At 65.9% G+C, this 21,269-nt stretch carries 25 protein-coding genes and 1 pseudogene; 1 reads left to right on the top strand and 25 read right to left on the bottom strand.

From position 1 onward, the window contains the following. The first annotated feature begins 603 nt into the window (after nt 1–603). Nucleotides 604–1,566 (top strand): LysR family transcriptional regulator, encoded by a 963-nt coding sequence (locus tag D3874_RS04670; protein WP_119777044.1) that lies wholly within the window; start codon nt 604–606, stop codon nt 1,564–1,566. A 22-nt stretch (nt 1,567–1,588) separates the two neighbouring features. On the opposite strand, the gene D3874_RS04665 is transcribed toward D3874_RS04670, so the two are convergent. From D3874_RS04665 to D3874_RS04555, 25 genes and pseudogenes are all read right to left on the bottom strand, one after another. Next, nucleotides 1,589–2,188 carry a HupE/UreJ family protein gene (locus D3874_RS04665; protein ID WP_119777043.1) on the bottom strand — a complete coding sequence of 200 codons (600 nt, stop codon included), beginning with the start codon at nt 2,186–2,188 and terminating at the stop codon, nt 1,589–1,591. Further along, nucleotides 2,185–3,081, bottom strand: coding sequence for a hydrogenase nickel incorporation protein HypB (gene hypB / locus D3874_RS04660; RefSeq protein ID WP_119777042.1), 897 nt, complete (start codon nt 3,079–3,081; stop codon nt 2,185–2,187). Before hypB ends, D3874_RS04665 begins: the two co-directional genes overlap by 4 nt. Beyond that, nucleotides 3,081–3,419 carry a hydrogenase maturation nickel metallochaperone HypA gene (hypA, locus tag D3874_RS04655; protein ID WP_119777041.1) on the bottom strand — a complete coding sequence of 113 codons (339 nt, stop codon included), beginning with the start codon at nt 3,417–3,419 and terminating at the stop codon, nt 3,081–3,083. The genes hypB and hypA overlap by 1 nt, the downstream gene beginning before the upstream one ends. A gap of 94 nt (nt 3,420–3,513) precedes the next feature. Further along, nucleotides 3,514–3,945 (bottom strand): annotated as a pseudogene (locus D3874_RS31495) (AIR synthase-related protein); the annotation flags it as partial. Nucleotides 3,946–3,977: 32 nt separating this feature from the next. Beyond that, entirely contained in the window at nt 3,978–4,496 is a 519-nt protein-coding gene (locus tag D3874_RS31490; RefSeq protein ID WP_338016683.1) for an AIR synthase related protein, read from the bottom strand. Further along, nucleotides 4,493–5,623 carry a hydrogenase formation protein HypD gene (gene hypD, locus D3874_RS04645; protein ID WP_119777040.1) on the bottom strand — a complete coding sequence of 377 codons (1,131 nt, stop codon included), beginning with the start codon at nt 5,621–5,623 and terminating at the stop codon, nt 4,493–4,495. Before hypD ends, D3874_RS31490 begins: the two co-directional genes overlap by 4 nt. Beyond that, a complete protein-coding gene (locus D3874_RS04640; protein WP_119777039.1) occupies nt 5,620–6,309 on the bottom strand; it encodes a D-sedoheptulose-7-phosphate isomerase in 690 nt (229 codons plus the stop codon). Before D3874_RS04640 ends, hypD begins: the two co-directional genes overlap by 4 nt. 12 nt (nt 6,310–6,321) lie before the next feature. After that, nucleotides 6,322–6,603 (bottom strand): HypC/HybG/HupF family hydrogenase formation chaperone, encoded by a 282-nt coding sequence (locus tag D3874_RS04635; RefSeq protein WP_119777038.1) that lies wholly within the window; start codon nt 6,601–6,603, stop codon nt 6,322–6,324. Next, the gene (gene hypF, locus D3874_RS04630) at nt 6,594–8,996 is read right to left on the bottom strand and encodes a carbamoyltransferase HypF (RefSeq protein WP_119777037.1); all 2,403 of its coding nucleotides are present in this window, start codon (nt 8,994–8,996) and stop codon (nt 6,594–6,596) included. Before hypF ends, D3874_RS04635 begins: the two co-directional genes overlap by 10 nt. Continuing rightward, a complete protein-coding gene (locus tag D3874_RS04625) occupies nt 8,993–10,096 on the bottom strand; it encodes an NHL repeat-containing protein (protein ID WP_233559837.1) in 1,104 nt (367 codons plus the stop codon). Before D3874_RS04625 ends, hypF begins: the two co-directional genes overlap by 4 nt. 89 nt (nt 10,097–10,185) lie before the next feature. Next, entirely contained in the window at nt 10,186–11,061 is an 876-nt protein-coding gene (locus D3874_RS04620) for a NifU family protein (RefSeq protein WP_119777035.1), read from the bottom strand. Between the two features lie 7 nt (nt 11,062–11,068). Then, on the bottom strand, nt 11,069–11,293 hold the full coding sequence (locus tag D3874_RS04615; RefSeq protein ID WP_119777034.1) for a hypothetical protein: 225 nt from the start codon (nt 11,291–11,293) through the stop codon (nt 11,069–11,071). Between the two features lie 11 nt (nt 11,294–11,304). Continuing rightward, nucleotides 11,305–11,511: a hypothetical protein gene (locus D3874_RS04610; protein WP_119777033.1), complete on the bottom strand. Its 207-nt coding sequence runs from the start codon at nt 11,509–11,511 to the stop codon at nt 11,305–11,307. A 24-nt stretch (nt 11,512–11,535) separates the two neighbouring features. Then, nucleotides 11,536–12,552, bottom strand: coding sequence for a tetratricopeptide repeat protein (locus tag D3874_RS04605; protein WP_199698941.1), 1,017 nt, complete (start codon nt 12,550–12,552; stop codon nt 11,536–11,538). Nucleotides 12,553–12,650: 98 nt separating this feature from the next. After that, on the bottom strand, nt 12,651–12,962 hold the full coding sequence (locus D3874_RS04600; RefSeq protein ID WP_119777031.1) for a hypothetical protein: 312 nt from the start codon (nt 12,960–12,962) through the stop codon (nt 12,651–12,653). After that, complete coding sequence (locus D3874_RS04595) at nt 12,959–13,447, bottom strand: hydrogenase maturation protease (RefSeq protein ID WP_119777030.1); 489 nt, start codon at nt 13,445–13,447, stop codon at nt 12,959–12,961. The genes D3874_RS04600 and D3874_RS04595 overlap by 4 nt, the downstream gene beginning before the upstream one ends. A 4-nt stretch (nt 13,448–13,451) precedes the next feature. Beyond that, a complete protein-coding gene (locus D3874_RS04590) occupies nt 13,452–13,763 on the bottom strand; it encodes a hypothetical protein (RefSeq protein WP_119782125.1) in 312 nt (103 codons plus the stop codon). 64 nt (nt 13,764–13,827) lie between these two features. Next, nucleotides 13,828–14,142, bottom strand: coding sequence for a hypothetical protein (locus D3874_RS04585; protein WP_119777029.1), 315 nt, complete (start codon nt 14,140–14,142; stop codon nt 13,828–13,830). A gap of 94 nt (nt 14,143–14,236) precedes the next feature. Next, on the bottom strand, nt 14,237–14,482 hold the full coding sequence (locus D3874_RS31865) for a nickel-dependent hydrogenase large subunit (protein WP_408899959.1): 246 nt from the start codon (nt 14,480–14,482) through the stop codon (nt 14,237–14,239). Further along, a complete protein-coding gene (locus tag D3874_RS04580; RefSeq protein ID WP_199698940.1) occupies nt 14,377–15,834 on the bottom strand; it encodes a nickel-dependent hydrogenase large subunit in 1,458 nt (485 codons plus the stop codon). Before D3874_RS04580 ends, D3874_RS31865 begins: the two co-directional genes overlap by 106 nt. A 47-nt stretch (nt 15,835–15,881) precedes the next feature. Then, nucleotides 15,882–16,844 carry an NADH-quinone oxidoreductase subunit B family protein gene (locus D3874_RS04575; protein WP_119777028.1) on the bottom strand — a complete coding sequence of 321 codons (963 nt, stop codon included), beginning with the start codon at nt 16,842–16,844 and terminating at the stop codon, nt 15,882–15,884. Nucleotides 16,845–17,048: 204 nt separating this feature from the next. Next, a complete protein-coding gene (locus D3874_RS04570) occupies nt 17,049–17,279 on the bottom strand; it encodes a hypothetical protein (protein WP_119777027.1) in 231 nt (76 codons plus the stop codon). A gap of 13 nt (nt 17,280–17,292) precedes the next feature. Beyond that, nucleotides 17,293–17,469 (bottom strand): helix-turn-helix domain-containing protein, encoded by a 177-nt coding sequence (locus D3874_RS29045; protein ID WP_199698939.1) that lies wholly within the window; start codon nt 17,467–17,469, stop codon nt 17,293–17,295. After that, nucleotides 17,448–18,743 carry a sigma-54-dependent transcriptional regulator gene (locus tag D3874_RS04565; protein ID WP_199698938.1) on the bottom strand — a complete coding sequence of 432 codons (1,296 nt, stop codon included), beginning with the start codon at nt 18,741–18,743 and terminating at the stop codon, nt 17,448–17,450. Before D3874_RS04565 ends, D3874_RS29045 begins: the two co-directional genes overlap by 22 nt. Before the next feature lie 985 nt (nt 18,744–19,728). Next, nucleotides 19,729–21,183, bottom strand: a complete 1,455-nt coding sequence (locus D3874_RS04555) for an aldehyde dehydrogenase family protein (RefSeq protein WP_158595836.1) — start codon at nt 21,181–21,183, stop codon at nt 19,729–19,731. Nucleotides 21,184–21,269: the final 86 nt, after the last annotated feature.

The following is a 21,269-nucleotide window of genomic DNA, read 5'->3' as shown; positions in this document are numbered from 1 at the left end:
CCTCCTGCGACAACTACGTGCTTCAGACGTTGAGCCAAACCAGCCCGATCACACGCGTCACAACGGGACTCCATGCGACACTACTCCCGACGTAGTTGAAGCAGGCTCAGGATCTCATCAGGCGGCCCCATTCCTGGCCGGGAGAAGCGCAAAAAAAAGCCCGGGACGCGAAGACGAGCTTTGCGGTCCCGGGCAGTTAAACACCGGTCGAGGAGAGTAGGGTAACCGGTGTCGGTGAACACGTAGATGCTTGGGCTATCCTTGCTGCCTTGGCGGGAGAGTTGCGTCGTACTTTTGCATGGGGGTCTGCCACAGTTGCCCCGAGAGTTGGGATGGCTGCAGCTACCAATACCGTCAATGGCGTTCTTTCCGTTGCTGGCGCAAAAGACATCGATCGCGTGCCATCGACTGATCGGTTTGCACCTCAAGCACAACGCTTTTCCTTATGCGATTCCGGGTTGAGCGGAACACGCATCCGTCACTTTTTCCTTGGCCGCTGTATGCGGTGACCAAAAGCATTTTTGGTTGTTGAGATACTTTATGGAACCGCATAATTATTATTCAGCTATTCAGATTTTCTGAATACCTTAGAAAAATGCCGCGATGAATCTTCATAATGTCACCCTGCGACAATTACGCGCGCTTCAGGCGGTGATCAGAACTGGATCGGTCACACGTGCTGCGGTGGAACTGCACGTTACCCCATCGGCTGTAACGATGCAGTTGCAGCAGCTACAGCACCTGGCCGGCCAGCCGCTGCTGGAGCGTCACGGCAATGAGACTGTCGCCACCGACGCCGGCCGCGAGATCCTGACCGCGGCGGAGCGGATCGAAGCGGCCATCGCCGATTGCTCGGCCATGCTGTCCAGTCTTGCGGGGGCGGAAAAGGGCACGGTCTCGATCGGCGTGGTCTCGACGGCCAAATACTTCGCGCCCCAGGCCCTGGCCGCCTTTCGCCGGCTTCACCCCGGCATCTCGCTGCGCCTCACCGTCGGCAACCGGGCCGAGATCCTGAAGGGCTTGCAGCATTTCGCCATCGATGTGGCGATCATGGGGCGGCCGCCGCTCGAACTCGATGTCGAGGCCGAGGTGATCGGGGATCATCCGCATCTCATCGTCGCCCCGCCCGACCACCCCCTGGCCGGCCAGCGCGACATTCCGGCCAGGCTGCTGGCCGAGGAAACCTTCCTGGTGCGCGAACCGGGCAGCGGCACCCGTGGCCTGATGGAGCGCTTCTTCGCCAAGATGCGCATTGATCCGCCGATCGCGATGCAGATCGACAGCAACGAGACGATCAAGCAGGCGGTCATCGCCTGCCTGGGCATCTCGTTCATTTCAGGTCACACGGTGGGGGCGGAATTGGCCGACGGGCGCATGGTGGCCCTGGATGTCAAGGGCCTGCCGATCGTGCGGCAATGGTATGTCGTCCATCTCGCCCAGCGCCGGCCAGTACCGGCCGTGCGCGCCATCATCGACTTCCTGCTCGAGCGCGGCGGCAGCTTCCTGCCCAGCATTGCCGCTACCGATGCGGTCGATCGGCCGGGCCATGCCCGTCCGCGCCAGTGACGCGGACGAGATCGGTCATCCGTTACAGCGTACCGGCCAGCAGGCCGACGCCAACGAGCGAGGCAATGCCCCCGGCTGTACGCACCAGCGGGCTTTCGAGCCGCCGGCCGAGCCGGCCGATGGAAGCGCCGATGCCGATACCTGCCAGATGCAGCGACGCGGTGGCCAGCATGAAGCCGCTGGCATAGGCGTAACCCGACGCATCCAGCGTCATTTCGGCGCCGTGGGCAAAGCCGTGGCAGACTGCGAAGGCGCCGATGACGGTGGTCGCGATCATCGCGGGCAACTTGACGTCCAAGGCCAAGGCTGCGCCCAACGCCACGACCGACAGGCCGATGCCGATTTCCACCAGCGGCAGGCCGGCCCCGGCGATACCCAAGGCACCGCCCACCGCCATGAGTGCCACGAAGGTCACGGGCAACAGCCACAGCGCCTGGGTGCCGCGCTGCTGATAGGCGTAGATGCCCACCATGGTCATGGCCAGGATATGGTCCAGCCCGCTCAGCGGGTGCGCCATGCCATGGGCGAGGCCGCCCATATCGTGGCCGGGATGGGCATAGGCCGAACTCGCGACCAGGCAGACCAGCAGGGCGCCGCCCGCCACCTTGATCGTGTGCTTCATGATACTGTTTCCTCCATCTGTTTTGTGACACCGGCCGGCCCGCTGCAGATTGCAGCAAAGGCATCCTCTGGGGCTCGTAACGCCTCTCTACGCAGCCAGCCGTACCAGGCGTCGAGCCCTTCCCCGGTACGGGCGGAAACACGGAACACGATGATGTCGGGATTGACCTGCAGGGCATTGGCAATCGCCCGTGCCACGTCGAAATCGAGATGGGGCAGCAGGTCGATCTTGTTCAGCAGCATGATCGTCGCCGCCTTGAACATATGCGGATACTTGAGCGGCTTGTCCTCGCCCTCGGTCACCGACAGGATGGCCACCTTGGCCCGCTCGCCCAGGTCGAATAGGGCGGGACATACCAGGTTGCCGACATTCTCGATCAACACCACCGCCCCCGCCGCGGGCTTCAGCACGGCGAGGCCGCGGGCGATCATCTCGGCTTCGAGATGGCAGCCGGTACCGGTATTGACCTGCACCACCGGCGCGCCGGCGGCACGGATGCGCTGGGCATCGTTCGAGGTCGCCTGATCGCCTTCGATCACCAAGAGGTCGAGAGCGCCGCCCAGGTCGCGGATGGTGCGTTCCAGCAGGCTGGTCTTACCGGCGCCAGGCGAACTGACCAGGTTCAGCGCCAGGATCTCACGCCCGGCCAGCCAGGCCCGGTTCTGCGCCGCCAAGGCATCGTTCTTGGCCAGTACCTTGGTTTCGAGAGCGACCAGCGTGCCCGTACCGTGGCCGTGGCCGTGGTCATGATCGTGGTGGTGATCATGGCCGTGCCCATGATCGTGATCGTGGCTATGCCTGGTGCCGTCGGCATGGACATGGTCGTGCCCGTCGTGCCGCAGGTCGGTAATGGTGGCTGTTGCTCCGTCGGAGCAGCCGCAGACAGCGCACATCAGGCGACCTCCCTCAATTCCATGGTTTTTATCTTCAGTTCCTCGCCCCGCAGCCGGGTGAAGCGGTGCGAACCGCAGGGACAGGACGTGTAGAGATCCGGCGTGTCGAACTCGTCGCCGCAATCGTGGCAACGGGCACGGCCGTCGATCTCCTTGATCTGCAGTTGCGCCGCTTCCAGCGCCGTGCCCTTGGCCACCACGTCGAAGCAGAAGGCGATGGCTGTGCTCATCACACCGCTGAGCCGGCCGACCTCCAACGTCACCCGGTCGACCGGGCGGCCCTTCGCGGCCTCGGCCACGATCGCGACGATATTGCGGGTGATGCTGAGCTCGTGCACGGCCGCCTCCGTCAGCAGATGCGCGGCAATTGCTCGCCGACCAGCATGTCGACGATGCGCTGGCCCCGAACACGGTCTTCATCGCGACCCGTCCCGCATGGCCCTTGGTAATGCGCCCGATCGCACAGGCATCGCGGCCGAGGGGATGGCCCCGCATCGCGTCCAAGGCGGTGTCGGCCTCCTGGGGCGGGACCACGATCACCATCTTGCCCTCGTTGGCGAGGTAGAGCGGGTCGAGCCCCAGGATTTCGCAAAAGCCGCGCACCTCGTCGCAGATCGGCGTCGCCGCCTCCTCGATCTCGATCGCCACGGCCGAGGCCTGGGCCAGTTCGTTCAGGACGGTCGCCACCCCACCCCGCGTCGCATCGCGCAGGAAGCGGGTCTGCGGTGCCGCCGCCAGCAGGCCGGCGATCAACCCGTGCAGGGGCGCGCAATCGCTTTCCACCGCACTGGTCAGGGCCATGTCGCCCCGCGCGCACAGAATCGCCGCGCCATGATCGCCCAGCCGCCCGTTCACCAGCACCACGTCGCCTTCCTGCGCCCGGTCGGCGCCGAGGTTCAGGCCCGGCGGATGACGCCGATGCCGGTGGTGGTGATGAACAGTTTGTCGCAGCAGCCGCGCGGCACCACCTTGGTATCGCCGGTGACGATCTGCACGCCGGCTGCCTGCGCCGTCGTCCCCATCGATTGGGCGATCCGGCGCAAGGTGTCGACCGGCATGCCTTCCTCGATGATCACGGCACAGGCGAGGTGCAGGGGCACGGCGCCGCCCACGGCGAGGTCGTTCACCGTGCCGCAGACGGCCAGCTTGCCGATGTCGCCGCCGGGGAAGAACAGGGGATCGACCACATAGGAATCGGTGGTGAAGGCCAGCCGGTCGCCCTGCGCCGCCAGGGCGACCAGATCGATACGCGCCTGGTCCTCCAGGCCCGCCAGCAGGGCATTGTCGAAGGCCGACACGAAGACATCGTCGATCAGGTCCTTCATCGCCTTGCCGCCGCCGCCGTGGGCCAGGGTCACCGTCGGCACCTGAAGCCGGCCCAGCGGCCGCGGCCGGGGCATCGCCATGACGTTCATGCCGCCCCCCGCTGTACGTGCTCGCCGCCGTACTGGTAGTGCGCGGCGCAGGCGCCTTCCGAGGACACCATCAAGGCGCCCAGCGGCGTCTCGGGCGTGCAGGCGGTGCCGAAAACCTTGCACTGCCACGGCTTGATCACGCCTTTCAGCACCTCGCCGCATTGGCACGACTTGGGATCGGCAATGGTCACATTGGGCAGGGCGAAGCGCCGTTCGGCATCGAAGGCGGCATAGGCCGGCCGCAGGCGCACGCCCGAATGATCGATCGAGCCCAGGCCCCGCCATTCGAAGAATTCACGCAGCTCGTAGACGCGCGAAACCGCATGCAGGGCTGGGGCATTGCCGCCGTCGGGCACGATGCGGGCATACTGGTTCTCGATCTGCGCCCGGCCCTCCTTGATCTGCTTCAGGACCATCCAGATCGACTGCAATATGTCCAGGGGCTCGAAGCCGGCGACCACCAGCGGCCGGCGATAGTGCCGGGCGATGAATTCATAGGGCGCGTTGCCAATCACCATCGAGACATGGCCCGGCCCCAGGAAACCGTCGAGCTGCAGGTCCGGGCTGTCCAGGATCGCCTTGATCGTGGGCACGATGGTGATGTGGTTGCAGAAGACCGAGAAATTGGCGATGCCCTCCGCCTCGGCCTCCAGAATGGTCAGGGCGGTGGAGGGCATGGTGGTCTCGAAGCCCAGGGCGAAGAACACCACCTCGTGCTCGGGGTTCTGCCGGGCCAGGGCCAGGGCATCCAGGGGCGAATAGACCATGCGCACGTCGGCGCCCTCGGCCTTGGCCTGGAGCAGGCTCTTGCGCGAGCCGGGCACGCGCATGGCATCGCCGAAGGTGGCAAAGATCACCCCCGGCGTCTCGGCGATGGCGACGCAATCGTCGACCCGGCCCATGGGTAGCACGCAGACCGGGCAGCCCGGCCCGTGGATGAGTTCGATTTGCCTGGGCAACATGCCTTCCAGGCCGTAGCGGAAGATCGAATGGGTGTGGCCGCCGCACACTTCCATGATGTTGATCGGCCGGTGCCTGGCCACCTCGATGGTGGCGACCACGGCCTCGATCTCACGGATCAGGCTGCGCGCCTTGTCGCGGTCGCGGAATTCGTCGACATATTTCATGGGCTCACTCCCATCGCCGCCGAGCCGCGGTCGTCGGCCAGCAAGGTATGCACCAGGTCCCAGACGATATGATAAGCGGTGACGTGGCATTCCTGGGTGCGGTGGATCGAACTGGTGGGCACCACCACGCAATGGTCGAGCACGCCGGCGGCCGCCATCCGCCCGCCGCTGCCGCCGCAAAAACCGACGGTGGCAATGTCCATCTCCCGCGCCTTGGCGAAGGTCGCGAGGAGGTTGGCCGAATTGCCGCTGGTGGAAAAGCCGACCAGGGCATCGCCGGCCCGCCCCAGGGCGCCCAACTGGCGCAGGAAAACATGCTCGAAACCCACATCATTACCAACCGCCGTCATCTGGGCGACATCGGCCACCAAGTTGATCGCGGCCAGGGCCGGCCGGCCGGCGGTCACCGGGTGGACGAATTCGACCGTGACATGGGCAGCGTCGCAACTGGAGCCGCCATTGCCCATGGCAAACAGCCGGCCGTTGCGGCGATAGGTCAGGGCGATGGTGCGGGCAATGGCCAGCAGCGTATCCGCCTGGGTCTCGAAGAAGCGCGCATTGGCCTCGCGCGAGTCCCGCGCCTTCTCGGCGATCGAGGACAAGAGCGCGGCGTCGAGCCGGCGGGCGTCCTGCGGCTTGCCGTGCAGGAAGGGGTAGAGTGCCTGGAGTTCGGTCTGCGTCGACATGATCCGCCTCCCTCAGCCCGCGGCCGACCGGCGCATGGCCTCGATCTCGGCCTGCGCCTCGCCCAGTTCCACCAGGATCTTCAGGGTCTCGGCCGCCTGGGCCTCGTTGATCCGACTCATGGCAAAGCCGACATGAACCAGGACCCAGTCGCCGACGCAGGACGCGACCGAATGGTTCTCGTCGACGATGCAGGCGATGTTGACCTGCCGCCGCACCCCGCTGACATCGACCGTGGCCAGCTTGCGCACGGGATCGTCGATAGCCACGATGCGGCCGGGAATTCCTAGGCACATGGCCGGTCTCCAATCGAAAGGGCGGCGGCGACCGCCGCCTGGCCCAGGGCCAGGCCGCCGTCGTTGGCCGGCACGCGGGCATGGGAAAGCACCTGGAAGCCCTGCGCGACCAGGCGCCGGGCGACTTCCTCGAACAGCACCCGGTTCTGGAAGCAGCCGCCCGACAGGGCGACGGTATCGAAGCGCCGCACCTCGCCCTCACCGCCGGCGAGCTTGTCCGCCATGGCCGCAACGCCCTTGGCCAAGCCGCGGTGGAAGCGCGCGGCGATCACGCCCGGCGGCGTCTTCAGGATCAGGTCGCCCAACAGGGCGTTCCACATCGCCAGCGGTTCCAGATAGGGCATCCTGGTCTCGGGCAGCAGCGGGATGGTGAAGGGATAGGCCAGCGCCTCGTCCTCGTCCGCCAGCGCCTGCGCGTCGACGCTCGCCTCCAGCATCATCGCCGCCTGCCCCTCATAGGCCTGGCGGTCGCGGCACAGGCCCAGGGCGGCGGCGACGGCATCGAACAGGCGGCCGCAGGACGAGGCCCTGGGGGCGAAGCGGCCATCACGGATCATGGCATCAAAGCTGGCGCGCGGGCGCTGCGACAGGGCCTGGTACACCTCGAGTTCGGCAAAGTTCATGGCGAAGGCGGGCCAGCCCATCTCGGCCATCAGGTGGGCATAGAGGTTGCGCCAGGGCTCGCGCGCCGCCTGGGCCCCGCCCGGCATGGCGACCGGCTTGAGGGTGCCCAATCGCTGGTACCCGCGATAGTCGGCCAGCAGGAATTCGCCGCCCCAGATCGCCCCATCGTCGCCATAGCCCAGGCCGTCGAGCACGATGCCCAGCACGGGGGCGGCCTCCAGCGGCCGGCCGTTCTCGGCCAGGCAGGCGGCGACATGGGCGTGATGGTGCTGCACCTGTGCCAGGGGCAGCGCTTCCGCCGCGGCCCGCGCCAGCGCCTGCTTGGTCGAGAGGTATTCGGGGTGGCGATCCGCCGCCAGCACCGCCGGCGCATGATCGAACAGATGGGCATAGAGCTCCAGGTTGCGGCCATAGTCGTCGAAAGCCGCCCCCTCCTCCAGATCGCCGATATGCTGGGAGACGATCGCCTCGCCGTCCTTCAGCAGGCAGAAGGTCGCCTTCAACTCCCCGCCATAGGCAAGCACCGGCGGCGCCGACTCGAAGCCGGGCGGCAGGGCGATCGGCGCCGGCGCAAAGCCGCGCGCCCGCCGCAGCACGCGGATCGCCCCGCCCGACAGGCGCACCACGGAATCATCGACCCGGTTGGCAATGGCACGGTCGTGCATCAGGGCGAAGGCGGCGATGCCGCCCAGCCGCTCGCGCGCCGCCACGTCGTCGGTTACCTGCGGCTCGTCGGAGAGGTTGCCGCTGGTCATCACCACCGGCCGTTCCATGCGCCTGAGGATCAGCCGGTGCAGGGGCGTGGTCGGCAGCATGAAGCCCAGCAGGCCCAAGCCGGGCGCGACGGCCTCGGGCAACCTGGCCGGGCCGTCGGCCCGCAGCAGCACGATCGGCGCCTCGGGGCTTGCCAGCGCCGCCGCCTCGGCCGCATCGACCGAGCAGTAACGCCGAACGATATCCAGGTCGCGGGCCATCAGGGCGAACGGCTTGGCATGGCGCCGTTTGCGCTCGCGCAACCGGGCGACGACATCGGCCCGTGTCGCATCGCAGGCCAGGTGGTAACCGCCCAGGCCCTTGATGGCGACGATCTCGCCCTTCTGCAACAGGCTGCACACCGCGTCGACATCGTCGAGCATCGAGTGCTGTTCGAAGCTCACCGCCCGGCCGTCGAGGCGCACCAGCCTGGCCCGGGGGCCGCAGGCGTGGCAGGCGATGGCCTGGGCCTGGAAACGGCGATCGGCGGGGTCGCGGTATTCGGCCAGGCAATCCGTGCACAGGCCGAAGGGCGCCATGGTGGTGGTCACCCGGTCGTAGGGAATGCCCCGCACGATGCTGAACCGCGGGCCGCAATGAGTGCAGTTGGTAAAGGGGTAGCGATAACGCCGGCTGAACGGATCGGCGATCTCGGCGGCGCAGGCAGCGCAGACCAGGGCATCGGGCGCGACCTGGGTATGGGCGGCACCCGGGGCACTCTCGACAACGCTGAAACCGTCGGCGGCCACCTCGGCGATCGGCCAGGTCTCGACACTGTCGATGCGGGCCAGCGGCGGCGGCTCGCGGTGCAGGCGGCCGATCAGGGCATCGACCGCCGCCCGCGCCCCGTTGACACGGATCAGCACGCCTTCGGCGTCGTTCAGCACCTCGCCCGAGAGGGCCAGGTCGCGGGCGAACCGCCACACGGTCGGACGGAATCCCACGCCCTGGACTCGGCCGCGCACGCGGATCGCAAAGCTCTCCTGCGGTTCCACAAGGTGGGGCTGAAGGCTCATGGCGCCGCCTCCCACAACAGGATGCGGTTGTTGCCGGAATCGGCGACCACTAGGGTGTTCTCGCAGGCGGCGACGTTATAGGGCCAGCACAGGCTGTCGCGGGCGGGAAAGCCCCAGCGGTTGTCGCCCTTGTCGCCGAAGCTTGCCTGCCCGGCCAGGCGGCTCGCCTCGGCACCCATGGCGAGACCACCCGCCTCGAACCCCAGCAGGCGCGAACTGGCGGTATCGGCGACCACCAGGCGATCTTGCAGAACAGCCAGGCCATAGGGCATGTTCATGGCCCCGGCGGTGGGGTAATAGGCGGCGCGATTGTGGTCGACGCCGGCCATGTCGGCCTGGCCCAGCATGAAATCGCAGGGGACACCATCGGCCCGGGGCAGGTGGTTCCACACCATCACCCGGTTGTCGCCGGCATCGGCGACCAGGATCCGGCCGTCCAGCATCGCGATACCGTGGGGCCAGCGCATGCCCAGGGCATTGGCGCCGGCGCCGGCATTCTCGTCGCGGATGGTCGGGCCGCGCTGGCCCAGCACCAGGTCGGCCGGCGTGCCGTTGCGGGTCGGGATCGTGTCCCACACCAGCACCCGGCGGTTGCCGGTGTCGGCCACCAGCAGGCGGCCGTCGATGATGGCCACGCCATAGCACCAGTTCAGCGTATCGGCCGCGGCCTGGTCGCTGCCGCGATTGATCAGCCCGCCGCTGAAATCGGCCTGGCCCAGCACCACGTCGGCCGGACGGCCGCCGCGTTCGGGCAGCCCGAACCAGAGGAGAACGCGGTGGTTCCAGGCATCGGCCACGGCCAGGATGCCGTCGGCGGCCGCGATGCCGGTGGGCACATTCAGGCTGGTGGCTGTCACCTCGCCCTTGGCATTGCGGCCTTCGCGTGAAAAATCCGGCTGGCCCAGGACGAAGTCGGCGGGCTGGCCGTCCGTCGCCGGTGCCCGGTGCCAGCCCAGCACGCGGTGATGGCCGGTGTCGCAGACGAAGAGCGGCCCGCCCGGGCCTGCCAGACAGGCACCGCGCGGGCCAAACAGGCTGGCCGGACCGGGTACGATCGGCGCCGCCAGGCCGTCCAGCCCCGGATCGCCGCCCAGGATCACGCGAGCGCCTTCCGATGCCAGCAACGGGGCAGGCAGGGGCAACACGGGGGCGTTGCGGGATCGGGCGGGGCGAAGCGAGATCTGCATGGCTAGCGCGCGAGCCTCACTTCGACCCGCTCGCCGATGACGCGCACCGCATGGGGTTGCAGTTGCACTTCCGGCGCGGTCAGGCATTCGCCGCTGGTCAGGTCGTATTGGAAACCGTGGAACGGACAGGCGATGATGCCGTCCCTGATCGTGCCACCGTCGAGCGAAAAACCCAGGTGGGCACAGGCATTCTGGAAGCAGGTGACGACCGCGCCCTGGCGCGAGAGAATGATGGGCGCGCCGTCGAGTTCGAGCCCGCGCACCCCGCCTTCGGGGATATCCGACAGCACGCCGACAGGGCGCCAGTGGCCGACCGCGTCGATGGCGAAGGGGCTGACGAAACGCAAGGCATCATCCTTGCACGCCCCGCCGCCCAGGCCCTTGACCTGCAGCACCTCGGTGATTTCCGGGCAGGCATCCTGCACGGCTTTCTTCACGCCCGAATGGAAGGTCAGGGCCGAGGCCGGGCAACTGTCGCAGGCGCCGACGAAGCGCACTTCGATGGCCGGCGGCCGGATGGCGACCAGTTCGACATCGCCGCCGTGGGAGGCCAGCATCGGCCGCACATTGTCCAGCGCCGCCTCCACCCGCTCCGTCAGGCTGGCCTTGACCACGCCCAGGCGGCGCATGACGGCATAGACCACCTCGTCGCTCAGAGCGTCCTTCATGGCGGCCAGCGCCGCGGGATCGCTCTTGAGCGCGCGCACCAGCCGGCGCAGCGCCTCGCCGTGCAGGGCCTCGATGGCCTGGCGATAGGCACTGATCGCACCGCGCTGGGTCTCGCCCCAGGTCTCGAAGATCGCTTCGAGATGCTGGATGTCGCCGACCAGTCCCGTCAGGTCGTCGCGTTGGGTCGGCAGCGAGGCTGGCGCGTTCATGGCGACCTCAGCGATACCGCAGGTCTTTAAACAGATAAGGTTGCAGGGCGCCGCCCGCCAGCCCGGCGGCCAGCCCGCCCAGCCACAGGGGCAGGCCGATCTTGACGATGCCGACCAGCAGCAGCGCCGTCACGGCGATACCGATCGCGATCTGCGTATAGGCCTTGCCCGGCTCGGCGAACAGCTTGCCGGCGAAGAACAGGCTGACGGAATTTTTGGCGACATCCCACATATCCCGTCTCCTCAGCCGATCACGCTCAGCGCGGCAAGGCCGATGACGATGCCCGGGGCGCCGGCCAGGGGGCCATAGAAGCTGCCCATGAACGCGGCCAGCTCCTTGCCGAGCGCCTTGCCGCCGATGGCGATGCCGACGGCAGCGCCGGCCAGCATGGCGGCCAGGGATCCGACCACGAGCGCAATCAGCGCCCCAACAATGGAAATGCCAAACATCTGATGCCCTTGCTCCTTTTCAGATTACATCGTCCGGGCGACGGCGGTGATGCCGCCGCCGTTGGCGGCGGGCGCCGCCAACAGCTCCCGCTCGACCTGCTCGCAGGCTTCCGCCACGATCCGCGCCTTCTGCAACTCGCCCTGGGCCACGAAGATCTCGCGCGCCTCGGCATAGCAGGCCCTCGCCTGCAACAGATTGGCTCGGTTGCCATGTTCCGGGTTGGCCGGATCATCGGGCAGGTTCCACAGGCAGTTCGCCTTGTTGGCGATGGTGTTCGCATATTCGCCGGGCATGTCGGCGCGGCTGCGCACCTTCAAGGCCTCGTCATAGGCATCGAGCGCACGCAGGTTGTTTTCGACCGCATGGCTCGACGAGGCGTATTGCAGCGCGTTACCGAGATTGTTCTGCAACATGGCGTATTCGGTCGGATGGTCGATCAGGTTGACCACCTTCAAGCCTTCCTCGAAGGCCTGCACGGCCAGCGCCTCGCGCATCTTGGCGCGCTCGTCGGTCATCGGGATCGACAGGAAGGCCGTGGCCAGATTGTTCTGCAGGATGGCGAATTCCGTCGGGAAGCGCCGCCGCTCGAAGGTGCGCAAGGCACGCTGGTAGGCCGCGATCGCATCGGTGATCCGGGCCCGCCCCGCGCCGGCCAGATTCTGGATCACCACACCCAGGTTCATTTCCGCTTCGGCGATTTCCTCGGGCCTGCCCAGTTCGGCCAGGACAGGGATCGCCTGGTCGAAGGCCTTGCGCGCCTGCTCCAGCGAGGCGGTGCCTTCCTCGGGCACGGCCTGCAGCGCGGTCCCCCGGCGCGCCACGATCCTGGCCCGCAACAAATCCTCGCCGGCGGGGCAGATCGACAGCGCCTTGTCGTAGAGATCCACGGCGGCCGTCAGCGCATCGGGTGACTTCGGGCGTTGCTGAAGGCCGATGGCGATTTCCATCAGCATCTCGGCCCGCTCCTGCGGGCTCGCCTCGGCGTCCTCTGCCGCGGACAGGGCAGCCCGCACCTGATCTTCGATGCGATCGATAGCCACCTCCGACATCCCCCCTTATTGTTGGACTAGTTGATTTCCATAAAGATAAGTCTCTTTCCAATAAAAAGTCTACTGATTATGCAAAATGACAATTAATTTTACTTAAAAGCGTCGGCGACCCACAGCCCCACCTGCTCGGTGCTCCACTGGGCCGGCAGGATATGCGGCAGGTCGTCGTCCATCCCCTGTTCGCGGAAGAAATCCGCGGCGGTCACCACCCGGTCGCCGGTGCCATTGCGCTGCTTGAGCAGGTAACCGCCACCGGCGGCGTGGCGCACGGGCATGACCAGCAGCGCGGTCTCCCGCCGCAGCAGCACGACCGCCTGCAAGCCGCCGAAATAGCGATCGTAGACATCACGCGTCAGGTAGAGGCTGCCGCGCTGGATCGTGACCCGTGCCGGCTCGCTCATGACGCGGCCTCCCGGCGCCCTTGCCGCTCGGCCAGCAAGAGCTCGACACGGTCCGCCGCGCGCTCGACGGCGGCCGAGACGGGGGCGGAAAGACCGATGCCGAAGTCGAGGCTCGCGGCCTCGATCAGCAATACCGTGACGTCGGCGGGAAAATCCTGGCCATAGATCTTGCGCCCGGCGAACAGCGCATGATCCCAGCGAAAATCATGCAGGGTCAGCGTCGGTTTGTGGGATTGCTCGAGTTCGGCCCCCGGCACCTCGAAGAGATCGCCGGGGGTCGATCCCGAACGCGCCGCGTCGATGATGATCAACGCCCGACAGCCCCGCGCCGCGAACATCACGGACATCCCGTCGGTTCCCGCATCGAGCAGGCGAATATCCTCGCGTCCCGCCCCCACGCCGCGCGCCTTCAACAAATGCAGCACACCGGCGCCGGCACCGTCGTCGCTGCGGTTGGGGTTGCCGCAGCCAATGACCGCGATCATGGCGTCAGATCCGCCACAACCGGCACGACCATTCCGGCTCGACCGGCAGGTCGAGCTCGGGCAGCTCGCAATGGCGCCGGTGAACCAGATAGTACATGCAGGTCTCGCAAGGTTGCTCGATGCCGCCGTGCTCGATCGTGGTCAGCGTGAAGCCGCCGATCACCAGCTTGCCCACAAGGTCGTCGCCGGCGGCCCGCAGGCGGCCGATGATCACCTGGGTTTCTTCGGCACTGTCGGCACGGGGAAACACTTCGGTTTTCAGCCCGTTCGCCAGCAGCGAACGGATATCCTCCAACCTGGTCTCGACTTCTGTCATCGCCATCCTCCCGATCTTCTGTCGCGGATCTTTCGAGGCCCGGGATACGTGTGCGGCAACGCCCCTAGATACGCCAGAGGCGGCACCACCAGTCGGGTTCGACCGGGACTGCCAACTCGGGCAGATCGCACCAACGCCGGTGAACCAGGTAGTACATGCACTCCATGCAGCGCTGCCGTTCAGGCCCGTAGGGTTGATCGACAAAGCCGCTGATCACGAGCTTGGCCTTGAGGTCGCCGGGATCGAGCTGACGCAATTGCGCCAGAATATCGGCAAACTCCTTGTCCGTTTCCGGGAACGGCTCCGTCTGCGTTTTGAGACCGTTCGCCATCATTTCGGCGATGGTCCTCAGCAGGACCTCCGCATCGCCCGCAGCCATTTTCGGTCGCCCCTTGCAAGAGTCCCCGGTGCCCTCGGCTCAACGCCAAGCGCACCAGGCCACTCAATCTTCGCCAAAAACGCTGATTTGTCGATCAGGCGGTTCGGAACCTTGCAAGTTCCTCCCCGGTCTTGGCGTCGTGCGCGTGCACCGTGCAGACGAGGCAGGAGTCGTAGGAGCGGCAGACATGCCCGACCTCGACGGGATCGCGCGGATCGGCGATCGGGGTGCCGATCAGGGCCTCCTCGATCGGGCCGCGGGTACCATCGTTCGAGCGCGGGCCGACATTCCAGGTCGTCGGCGCGATGATCTGATAGTTCTTGATCTTGCCGTTCTGCACCTCGATCCAGTGGCACAGGGCCCCGCGAATCGCCTCGGTCGCCCCCAGCCGCGACCGTCCTTCTCGGTCGGCTTTTCGTACCAGCTATCCTTCAGGCGGAATTCCCGCAGGATCCGTTCGGCCTCACGATACAGCTTCACCCCCTCGTGCATGCGGGCGAAGTGGCGCAGCATCACGCTGGCGCCGCCCAGCTTCTTGTAGATGTCGAGGACCAGCGGGTCGTAGTGCTGCCACGACTCGCCGTGCCGGCCGCCGGCGATGAGCTGGCGTGACAGGGGCCCAGCCTCCAGGCGGCCGTCCTGGTCGTGCGTGACCGCGACCGACCAGGAATAGCGTCCCTCGTGATCGACTTCGTTCTTCTGGATCGCCTTGGTGGTGCGCTCGAAGGGATGCAGGTGGCCCGGCTCGTCGTACCAGGCACGCCCCACGTCTTCCCGGGTGAACGACTGGTCCATCAGCTTGTGGGTGTCGGTGGTGCCGTTATAAACACCCGATTTCATGATGAGCGAGGCATTCCGGCTTTCGATCGTCGGCTTGTTGTAGCGGTCCTCGTGCGGCAGATAGCCCCAGGACACGTAGCGATCGTGACCTCGCCCGTATTTGTCGAGGCCGATATCCAGGCTCATGCGCCAGAACAGGCCCAGATCGGAATTGGCATGTTCCGGCCGCTCGTCGAGCCACGCCATGAGATCGTCGTAGGAGCGGATTTCCTCATAGCGTTCCAGGGTGCAACCCAGCCAGATCGGCTCCATCCAGTTGCGCCGGAAATGCTCCAGGATCGACCAGGCCCTGGTGACGTCGGTCAGGGTCGGCGCACACATGACGCCACCGGGCACCATGTAGCTGGAATGCGGCCACTGCCCACCCAGCAGGGCATAGATCTCGACCGGTCGGCCCGAGATGGTCACACCGATCTCGTAGTTGGTGCCGGTGAAGGGCGACCAGCGTTTCACCGCTTCCTCGTAGTAGGCCGAATTCGAATAGTTCTTGTTGGTGTAATCGATCATGAACAGGCCGTAGTGGTGCCGCGGCAGGCTCTGGATGCTCTCGACGATCTGTCCCAGATTGCGGGCCAGGATCGCGTTGCGCGGCACCGTGGTCTTCCAGGCCGTGTCCAGCGCCCAGGCGGCGCAGGTGAGGTGCGAGGCACCGCAGATGCCGCAGGCGCGCGGCGTCACCACCAGGCCGGCCTGCGGATCCTTGTCGCGCAGGATGATCTCGAAGCCGCGGAACAGCTCGGCGCTGGTCCAGGCATTGACGACCACCCCGTCCTGGATGTCGACACGAACGTCGAGGTCGCCCTCAACCCGGCCGACCGGTGAAATATCGAGTGTTTGAACGGCTGCTGACATGGGACGTGCTCCCTGAATTCTTTATAGTTGGCCGGATCGCGGTGGCTTCAGACGACGAAGATTTCCTCTTCCGCCCAGGCCGGGGATGCGGCCTTGGCCGCGGCGGTCAGCTTGATGTAACCGGTCTTGTCGACGCCCGTGGGCATGTCCTTGGGCACGCCCATGACCGTCTGGGTCTTGAACACCGTGCCCGGCGCCAGGTCGAAGAAGGGGAATTCCGGCTCGGTGCAGCCCATGCACGGCATGCCGGCGCGGGTCTTGGACGATTGGCGGTTCCACAGGATGCGGTTGCAGGGCGAATGGGTCATCGGCCCGCGGCAGCCCAGGTCGTAGAACAGGCAGCCCTTGCGCTGGCCGAACTCGGTCGCCGAGACCTTGTAGGCGAAGTGCATGTTGCGGGTGCAGCCGGTCTGGGTGAAGCTGGTGAAGAAGGTCTTGGGCCGCTGGAACTCATCAAGTGACAGGTCGCCGGCGCGGCCGGTGGCGACCGCGACCACGATCTGGGTGATCCAGTCGGGATGCGCGGGGCAGCCGGGCACGTTGATCACCGGCAACCCGGCCTTGGAGCGATAGCCGGCGCCGAGCGCACCGCCGTGGGCCCGCTTGAGGAATTGCAGCCCGACGCTGTCGGAGGGATTGGGCGCCGTCGCGGGAATGCCGCCCCAGGTAGCGCAGTCGCCGATGGCGACGACGAAATTCGACACCTTGGCGAGATCGGCCACCCAGTCCTTCATCGGCCGGCCGGCGAAACGGTTCCATTCGCCCGTGCCGCCCGGGGCATTCACCACCGAGCCTTCGAACACGAAGATGTCGAGCGGGATTTCGCCCGAGACCAACGCCTTCATCATCTTCTGCAGGTTCTCGCCCAGTTCCATTCCCAGAGAGGGATGCCACAGGACATTGATCCCGAAATCCGTCACCAGATCGCAGGCACTGGGTTCCTCTGCGTTGAGGAACGACATCGTATTACCGGAACAAGCCCCGCCCTGAAGCCAGAGGAGATTGGCCATCACGTCCTCCCAATTGTCGATCGAAGCGTTATGAGCCGCTTCTGGACCTCATAGGAGCAAGCCGCGTGCCAGTCTCGCGAACTAAAAAATATACATAAAAATCAATTACTTATCGGAATGTAACCATGTTGCAGCGCGATAAAATAGGCCGATCACCCTGCAAACTATCTTTGCACCTGGAAATTAGGTTTCGCACAATCGGGCTCAACCTTGGCGACTGCCGCAAACCGGGCACGTCACCTCGAGCAGATAGCCGTACCAGATGCCCTGGCAGCGGCTGCACCAATGACCGGTCGCCTGCTCGATCGGGGCGCCAAGGGCACGGGCGAGCGGCCCCAGCCCCAGAGTCCTGAACGGACGGCCCTGGGCCGACGGGCGCACCCGCGACTGAGGGAAGCGGACCAGATCCCCGTTCGACGGCTCATCGCTCGACATCGCAGCCCCTTCCCTATCGATGGGGCTCGTCGAGCCCGTAGCGCTTGATCTTGTTCGCCAACCCCACGCGCGACAAGCCCAACTCTTCCGCCGCCCGTTTCTGATTCCAGCGATGACGCCCCAGGCTCTCGCGCACGACATGCTTCTCGAGGCTTTCGACACGATCCTTCAGGGTCTCACCCTCAGGCACGAACCCGGCCGACGCCTGGGGGTGCGGCGCGGCGCGGCCGCCTGCAAGGCCGGCGAGAGATTGCGCGTCGTCAGGTACTCGCCATCCTTGGCCAAGGCCACCATCCGGCGGATCTCGTTCTCGAGTTCGCGGATATTGCCGGGGAAGTCATAATGCACGAGCTTTTCGATCAGGCTGGCGGAAATCCCCAGGATCTTGCGGCCGATCGCCTCGCTGTGCTTGGCCGCAAAGAATTCGGCCAGGACCGGAATATCCTCGACCCGGTCGCGCAGCGGCGGCACCTCGAACTCGAAGCCCTTGAGGCGGAAATAAAGATCCTGGCGAAACTCGCCCTTCGCCACCAGCATGCTCAGCCGCCGGTTCGACGCGGCGATGATACGGACATTGCAGATCAGCGACTTGTCGGAGCCCAGTGGCTTGAGTTCGCCCTCCTGGAGGAAGCGCAGCAGGCTGACCTGGAACGAGGGCGAGACTTCGGAAATTTCGTCGAGGAACACCGTCCCGCCGTCCGCCGCCCTGAACAGGCCCAGCCGGTCGGAAATCGCCCCGGTAAAGGCGCCGCGCTTGTGGCCGAACAGTTCCGACTGCAGCAGTTCGTCGGACATGCCGCCGCAATTCTGCACCTGCAGCGGGCTGGCCTTGCGGGCCGAATTGTAATGCACGGCCCGGGCCAGCAATTCCTTGCCGGTGCCGGTCTCGCCCTGAATCAGGATCGGCAATTCGGTGCGCGCGGCCTGGCGGGCGACGTCGCACAGTTCTGCCATTTTCTCGCTGGCATAGACCAGCTTCTCGAAGCGCATGCTCTCGGCCCGGAAGGGCAGGCTGGGGTGAAGGTCGAGCAGGCCGGCATTGTCGCTTACCTTGAATTCGCGCGAGAGGATGCGGTGCCGGCGCGCCAGTTCCCGGGTTTCGAGCCCGCGCTTGACCACCAGGGCAAGTTGCTCGGCATCGAGCGGCTTGCGCAGGAACTGATAGATCGCCGCCTGGGAGATGGCCCGCCCGATCCCCGGCGCATCGGCATCGAGGATCAGTATCCGGATAATGTCGGGATGGCTGACCCGCAGCTCGGTCAACAGCGCGGCGCCGCTCTCCGCCGGCTCCTCCATCTCGGCGACCACCAGATCGACATGAACGTCGACCAGGGTCGCCAGGGCCTCGGCACTGCCCTGAACCACCAGCACCCGATAGCCATAGTCGTCGGCGAGGTGGTCGACCACATCGACCCATTCGGTGCCGTCGCGGGCGACAATAAGGATAGTGCTGGTGCGATCCATGAAACTTTGTTTCCAGTTTGATCAGAACGTAATCAAATTGTCCGAGTCGTTCAATCGTCGCCCCGATGAAAATGGCCGTGGCCACAATGCTGGTCGGGACAGTGCGTGTGGCTGAGCCCCAAGGCGCCGTGATGATGCCAGTGGCTGTGGGGCTCACCGGGAGGGATATCTGGACCATCATCGCGCTGATGGTGGGCATCATGGGTGTGGCGGGGCTCGTGCGCCAGCGCGCTACGGGCGCGCCAATGCTCGTACTATTCCGGCAAATGGAGGTGGACACCCACTATCATCATCAACCCGGCCGCGGCCAAAGACCCCGCGATCGGATCGCCCAGGATGACGATCGCCTAGGATGACGACAACAAGTGCCACACTGATGCGGAGAAATAGGCCCCGTCCGCGCCGCGCCCTTGATTGCCGCGACCTGGACCGGATCCGCGGTGCTGAGCTTTCGCGTCAGATTGTTGTCGATGCCCCAAGCAAAGCATGCCCCCGTCGAACCCCAACCAGGCTGAACAGGATACGGCTGTGGCCGTCGCCGTGGTGCTCTGTCAGACCTACAACGCGACCGGCCTGCCCGCCGCCACGCCCCTTGGACGAATGCCGGCCAGCTGGTCGGCGTACGGATTCCCACACGCGACGGTAACGATGTGGCCCTACTGCAATTGGCTTCACCGTTCGAACTGGCCAAGCCATTGCACCGTCAGTTCCCACAGGCTCAGAGCATCTAGGGATTTGTGAGATTACATTAGTGCGAATGCCGAAAATCGCACGGTACTGAGGATCAGCGAGACACCTTCAGAACAATTGGGGCGACGCATTCCCAGGTCAACCTAACTACCATTCAAAGCGAAGATATGGTCACATCAATACGGAAGCGCGGAACCACCTTTGCACGCCGGCGAGCTCGCTGTGGCACGTCATGCTACGCTTCTCTTGGAAAGCCATCGATACCCTCCCGCATTTCCGAGCCAAAATTGGCGTTTCAGCCGCCCATCATCGAGATGAGCCTCTTCCCGATGGCGCCGTAGGGCGGGTAGAGAAACTTGAGGCCGGTCACACCCAAGGGGCCGCGCTGGGTGAAAACGGCCCGGTGGTGCGAGAAGGTATCGAAGCCTTCTGTCCCGTGGTACCGGCCAATACCGCTGGCCCCCACGCCGCCAAAGGGCAGGTCCACCTGCAGGTATTGCAGCATCACATCGTTGATCGCCACGCCGCCCGACAGCGTTTCTGACAGGATCCTGCCGCGCGTCGCCTTGTCGTGGCCGAAATAATAGAGACCCAGTGGATTTTCCCGCGAGCGGATGAAGGCGATGGCCTCGTCGATTTTGTCATAGCCGAGCACGACCAGCAGCGGCCCGAAGATCTCGTTCGTCATGATGCTCGAATCCCGCGGCGGGTCGATCACGAGCGACAGCGGAATCTTGCGCGACCGCCGCGAGACGTCTGTCATCTCGCCCAGTGACAATACCTCCGCCCCCATCTGCCTTGCGGCGCCGAGCAGGCCTTCGAGACGCGAGACGCCACGCTCGTCGATGATCGAGGTGTAGGCATCGTCCATGATCCCGCCTGGAAAGTAGCGACGCCCCTGCGCGAGGAAGGCCTGGGCGAAATCATGCACCTTCTCGCGCGGGACGAAGGCATAGTCCGGCGCCACGCAGATCTGGCCCGCATTGAAGGCCTTGCCCCATGCTACGCGCTTCGCCGCCTCCTCGATGGGAAAGTCGCGGTCGACGATCACCGGGCTCTTCCCGCCAAGCTCCAGCGTGACCGGCACCAGGTTCCGCGCGGCGGCAAGGGCTACCTTGCGCCCGACCGAAGTCGATCCGGTGAACAGCAGGTGGTTCCACGGCAAGTCAGCGAAGGCCTGGGCGACATCGGCCGCGCCCAGCACGACGGAAAGCTCCGTCTCGTCCATCCGTTCCCTGACGATGGCGCGGGTCAGCTCGCCTGTTGCCGGTGCCGCCTCGGACATCTTGATGATGACCCGGTTGCCGGCCGCGATCGCGGCGACGGCGGGCGCGAGAGCCAGGTTGAAGGGCAGGTTCCAGGGCGCCATCACGCCGACGACGCCCAGGGGCTGGCAGATGACCCGCCCGCTGCCCGGCAGGAACCATATCGACGTGCTGCGCCGGCGCGGCCGCATCCAGCGGCGCAGGTTCTTCCGCGCATAATCGATCTGCGCCAAGCTCGCGGCGATCTCGGTCAGGCGGATCTCCTCCGCTGCGCGGGTGCCGAAATCGCTTGCGACAGCTTCGATGATGCGCTGCCTGTTGGCTTTCACCATCTCGCCCAGGCGGTGCAGGCGGTCGCCCCGGGTCCGACGGTCCGGATTGCTGTCACCGTGGAAGGCCTTGGCCTGCGCCGCGAAGCTTTCCTTGAGGTGCTGCAACTCGTCATCGGCGGTCGAAATCCGCGGCGCGGGGAATGTGATGGTCACGGGATCGGTTCCTGTCTCAATGCGGCCTCTGTCGTCATGATAGGGGGGCTGAGGGACCGGGAAACCAACCAATAGATCGGCGTCCC

Source organism: Oleomonas cavernae (assembly GCF_003590945.1).
Taxonomy (GTDB): domain Bacteria; phylum Pseudomonadota; class Alphaproteobacteria; order Zavarziniales; family Zavarziniaceae; genus Zavarzinia; species Zavarzinia cavernae.
The sequence above is the reverse complement of the archived record's forward strand: the minus strand, read 5'-3'. Positions and strand labels throughout refer to the sequence as shown.

Excerpts from the sequence above, each read along its gene's own strand:
- D3874_RS04670 (WP_119777044.1), top strand. The coding sequence starts at position 604 with ATGAATCTTCATAATGTCACCCTGCGACAATTACGCGCGCTTCAGGCG.
- D3874_RS04665 (WP_119777043.1), bottom strand. The coding sequence starts at position 2,188 with ATGAAGCACACGATCAAGGTGGCGGGCGGCGCCCTGCTGGTCTGCCTG.
- hypB (WP_119777042.1), bottom strand. The coding sequence starts at position 3,081 with ATGTGCGCTGTCTGCGGCTGCTCCGACGGAGCAACAGCCACCATTACC.
- D3874_RS31490 (WP_338016683.1), bottom strand. The coding sequence starts at position 4,496 with ATGAACGTCATGGCGATGCCCCGGCCGCGGCCGCTGGGCCGGCTTCAG.
- hypD (WP_119777040.1), bottom strand. The coding sequence starts at position 5,623 with ATGAAATATGTCGACGAATTCCGCGACCGCGACAAGGCGCGCAGCCTG.
- D3874_RS04640 (WP_119777039.1), bottom strand. The coding sequence starts at position 6,309 with ATGTCGACGCAGACCGAACTCCAGGCACTCTACCCCTTCCTGCACGGC.
- D3874_RS04635 (WP_119777038.1), bottom strand. The coding sequence starts at position 6,603 with ATGTGCCTAGGAATTCCCGGCCGCATCGTGGCTATCGACGATCCCGTG.
- hypF (WP_119777037.1), bottom strand. The coding sequence starts at position 8,996 with ATGAGCCTTCAGCCCCACCTTGTGGAACCGCAGGAGAGCTTTGCGATC.
- D3874_RS04620 (WP_119777035.1), bottom strand. The coding sequence starts at position 11,061 with ATGAACGCGCCAGCCTCGCTGCCGACCCAACGCGACGACCTGACGGGA.
- D3874_RS04615 (WP_119777034.1), bottom strand. The coding sequence starts at position 11,293 with ATGTGGGATGTCGCCAAAAATTCCGTCAGCCTGTTCTTCGCCGGCAAG.
- D3874_RS04610 (WP_119777033.1), bottom strand. The coding sequence starts at position 11,511 with ATGTTTGGCATTTCCATTGTTGGGGCGCTGATTGCGCTCGTGGTCGGA.
- D3874_RS04600 (WP_119777031.1), bottom strand. The coding sequence starts at position 12,962 with ATGAGCGAGCCGGCACGGGTCACGATCCAGCGCGGCAGCCTCTACCTG.
- D3874_RS04595 (WP_119777030.1), bottom strand. The coding sequence starts at position 13,447 with ATGATCGCGGTCATTGGCTGCGGCAACCCCAACCGCAGCGACGACGGT.
- D3874_RS04590 (WP_119782125.1), bottom strand. The coding sequence starts at position 13,763 with ATGACAGAAGTCGAGACCAGGTTGGAGGATATCCGTTCGCTGCTGGCG.
- D3874_RS04585 (WP_119777029.1), bottom strand. The coding sequence starts at position 14,142 with ATGGCTGCGGGCGATGCGGAGGTCCTGCTGAGGACCATCGCCGAAATG.
- D3874_RS04580 (WP_199698940.1), bottom strand. The coding sequence starts at position 15,834 with ATGTCAGCAGCCGTTCAAACACTCGATATTTCACCGGTCGGCCGGGTT.
- D3874_RS04575 (WP_119777028.1), bottom strand. The coding sequence starts at position 16,844 with ATGGCCAATCTCCTCTGGCTTCAGGGCGGGGCTTGTTCCGGTAATACG.
- D3874_RS04570 (WP_119777027.1), bottom strand. The coding sequence starts at position 17,279 with ATGTCGAGCGATGAGCCGTCGAACGGGGATCTGGTCCGCTTCCCTCAG.
- D3874_RS04565 (WP_199698938.1), bottom strand. The coding sequence starts at position 18,743 with ATGGATCGCACCAGCACTATCCTTATTGTCGCCCGCGACGGCACCGAA.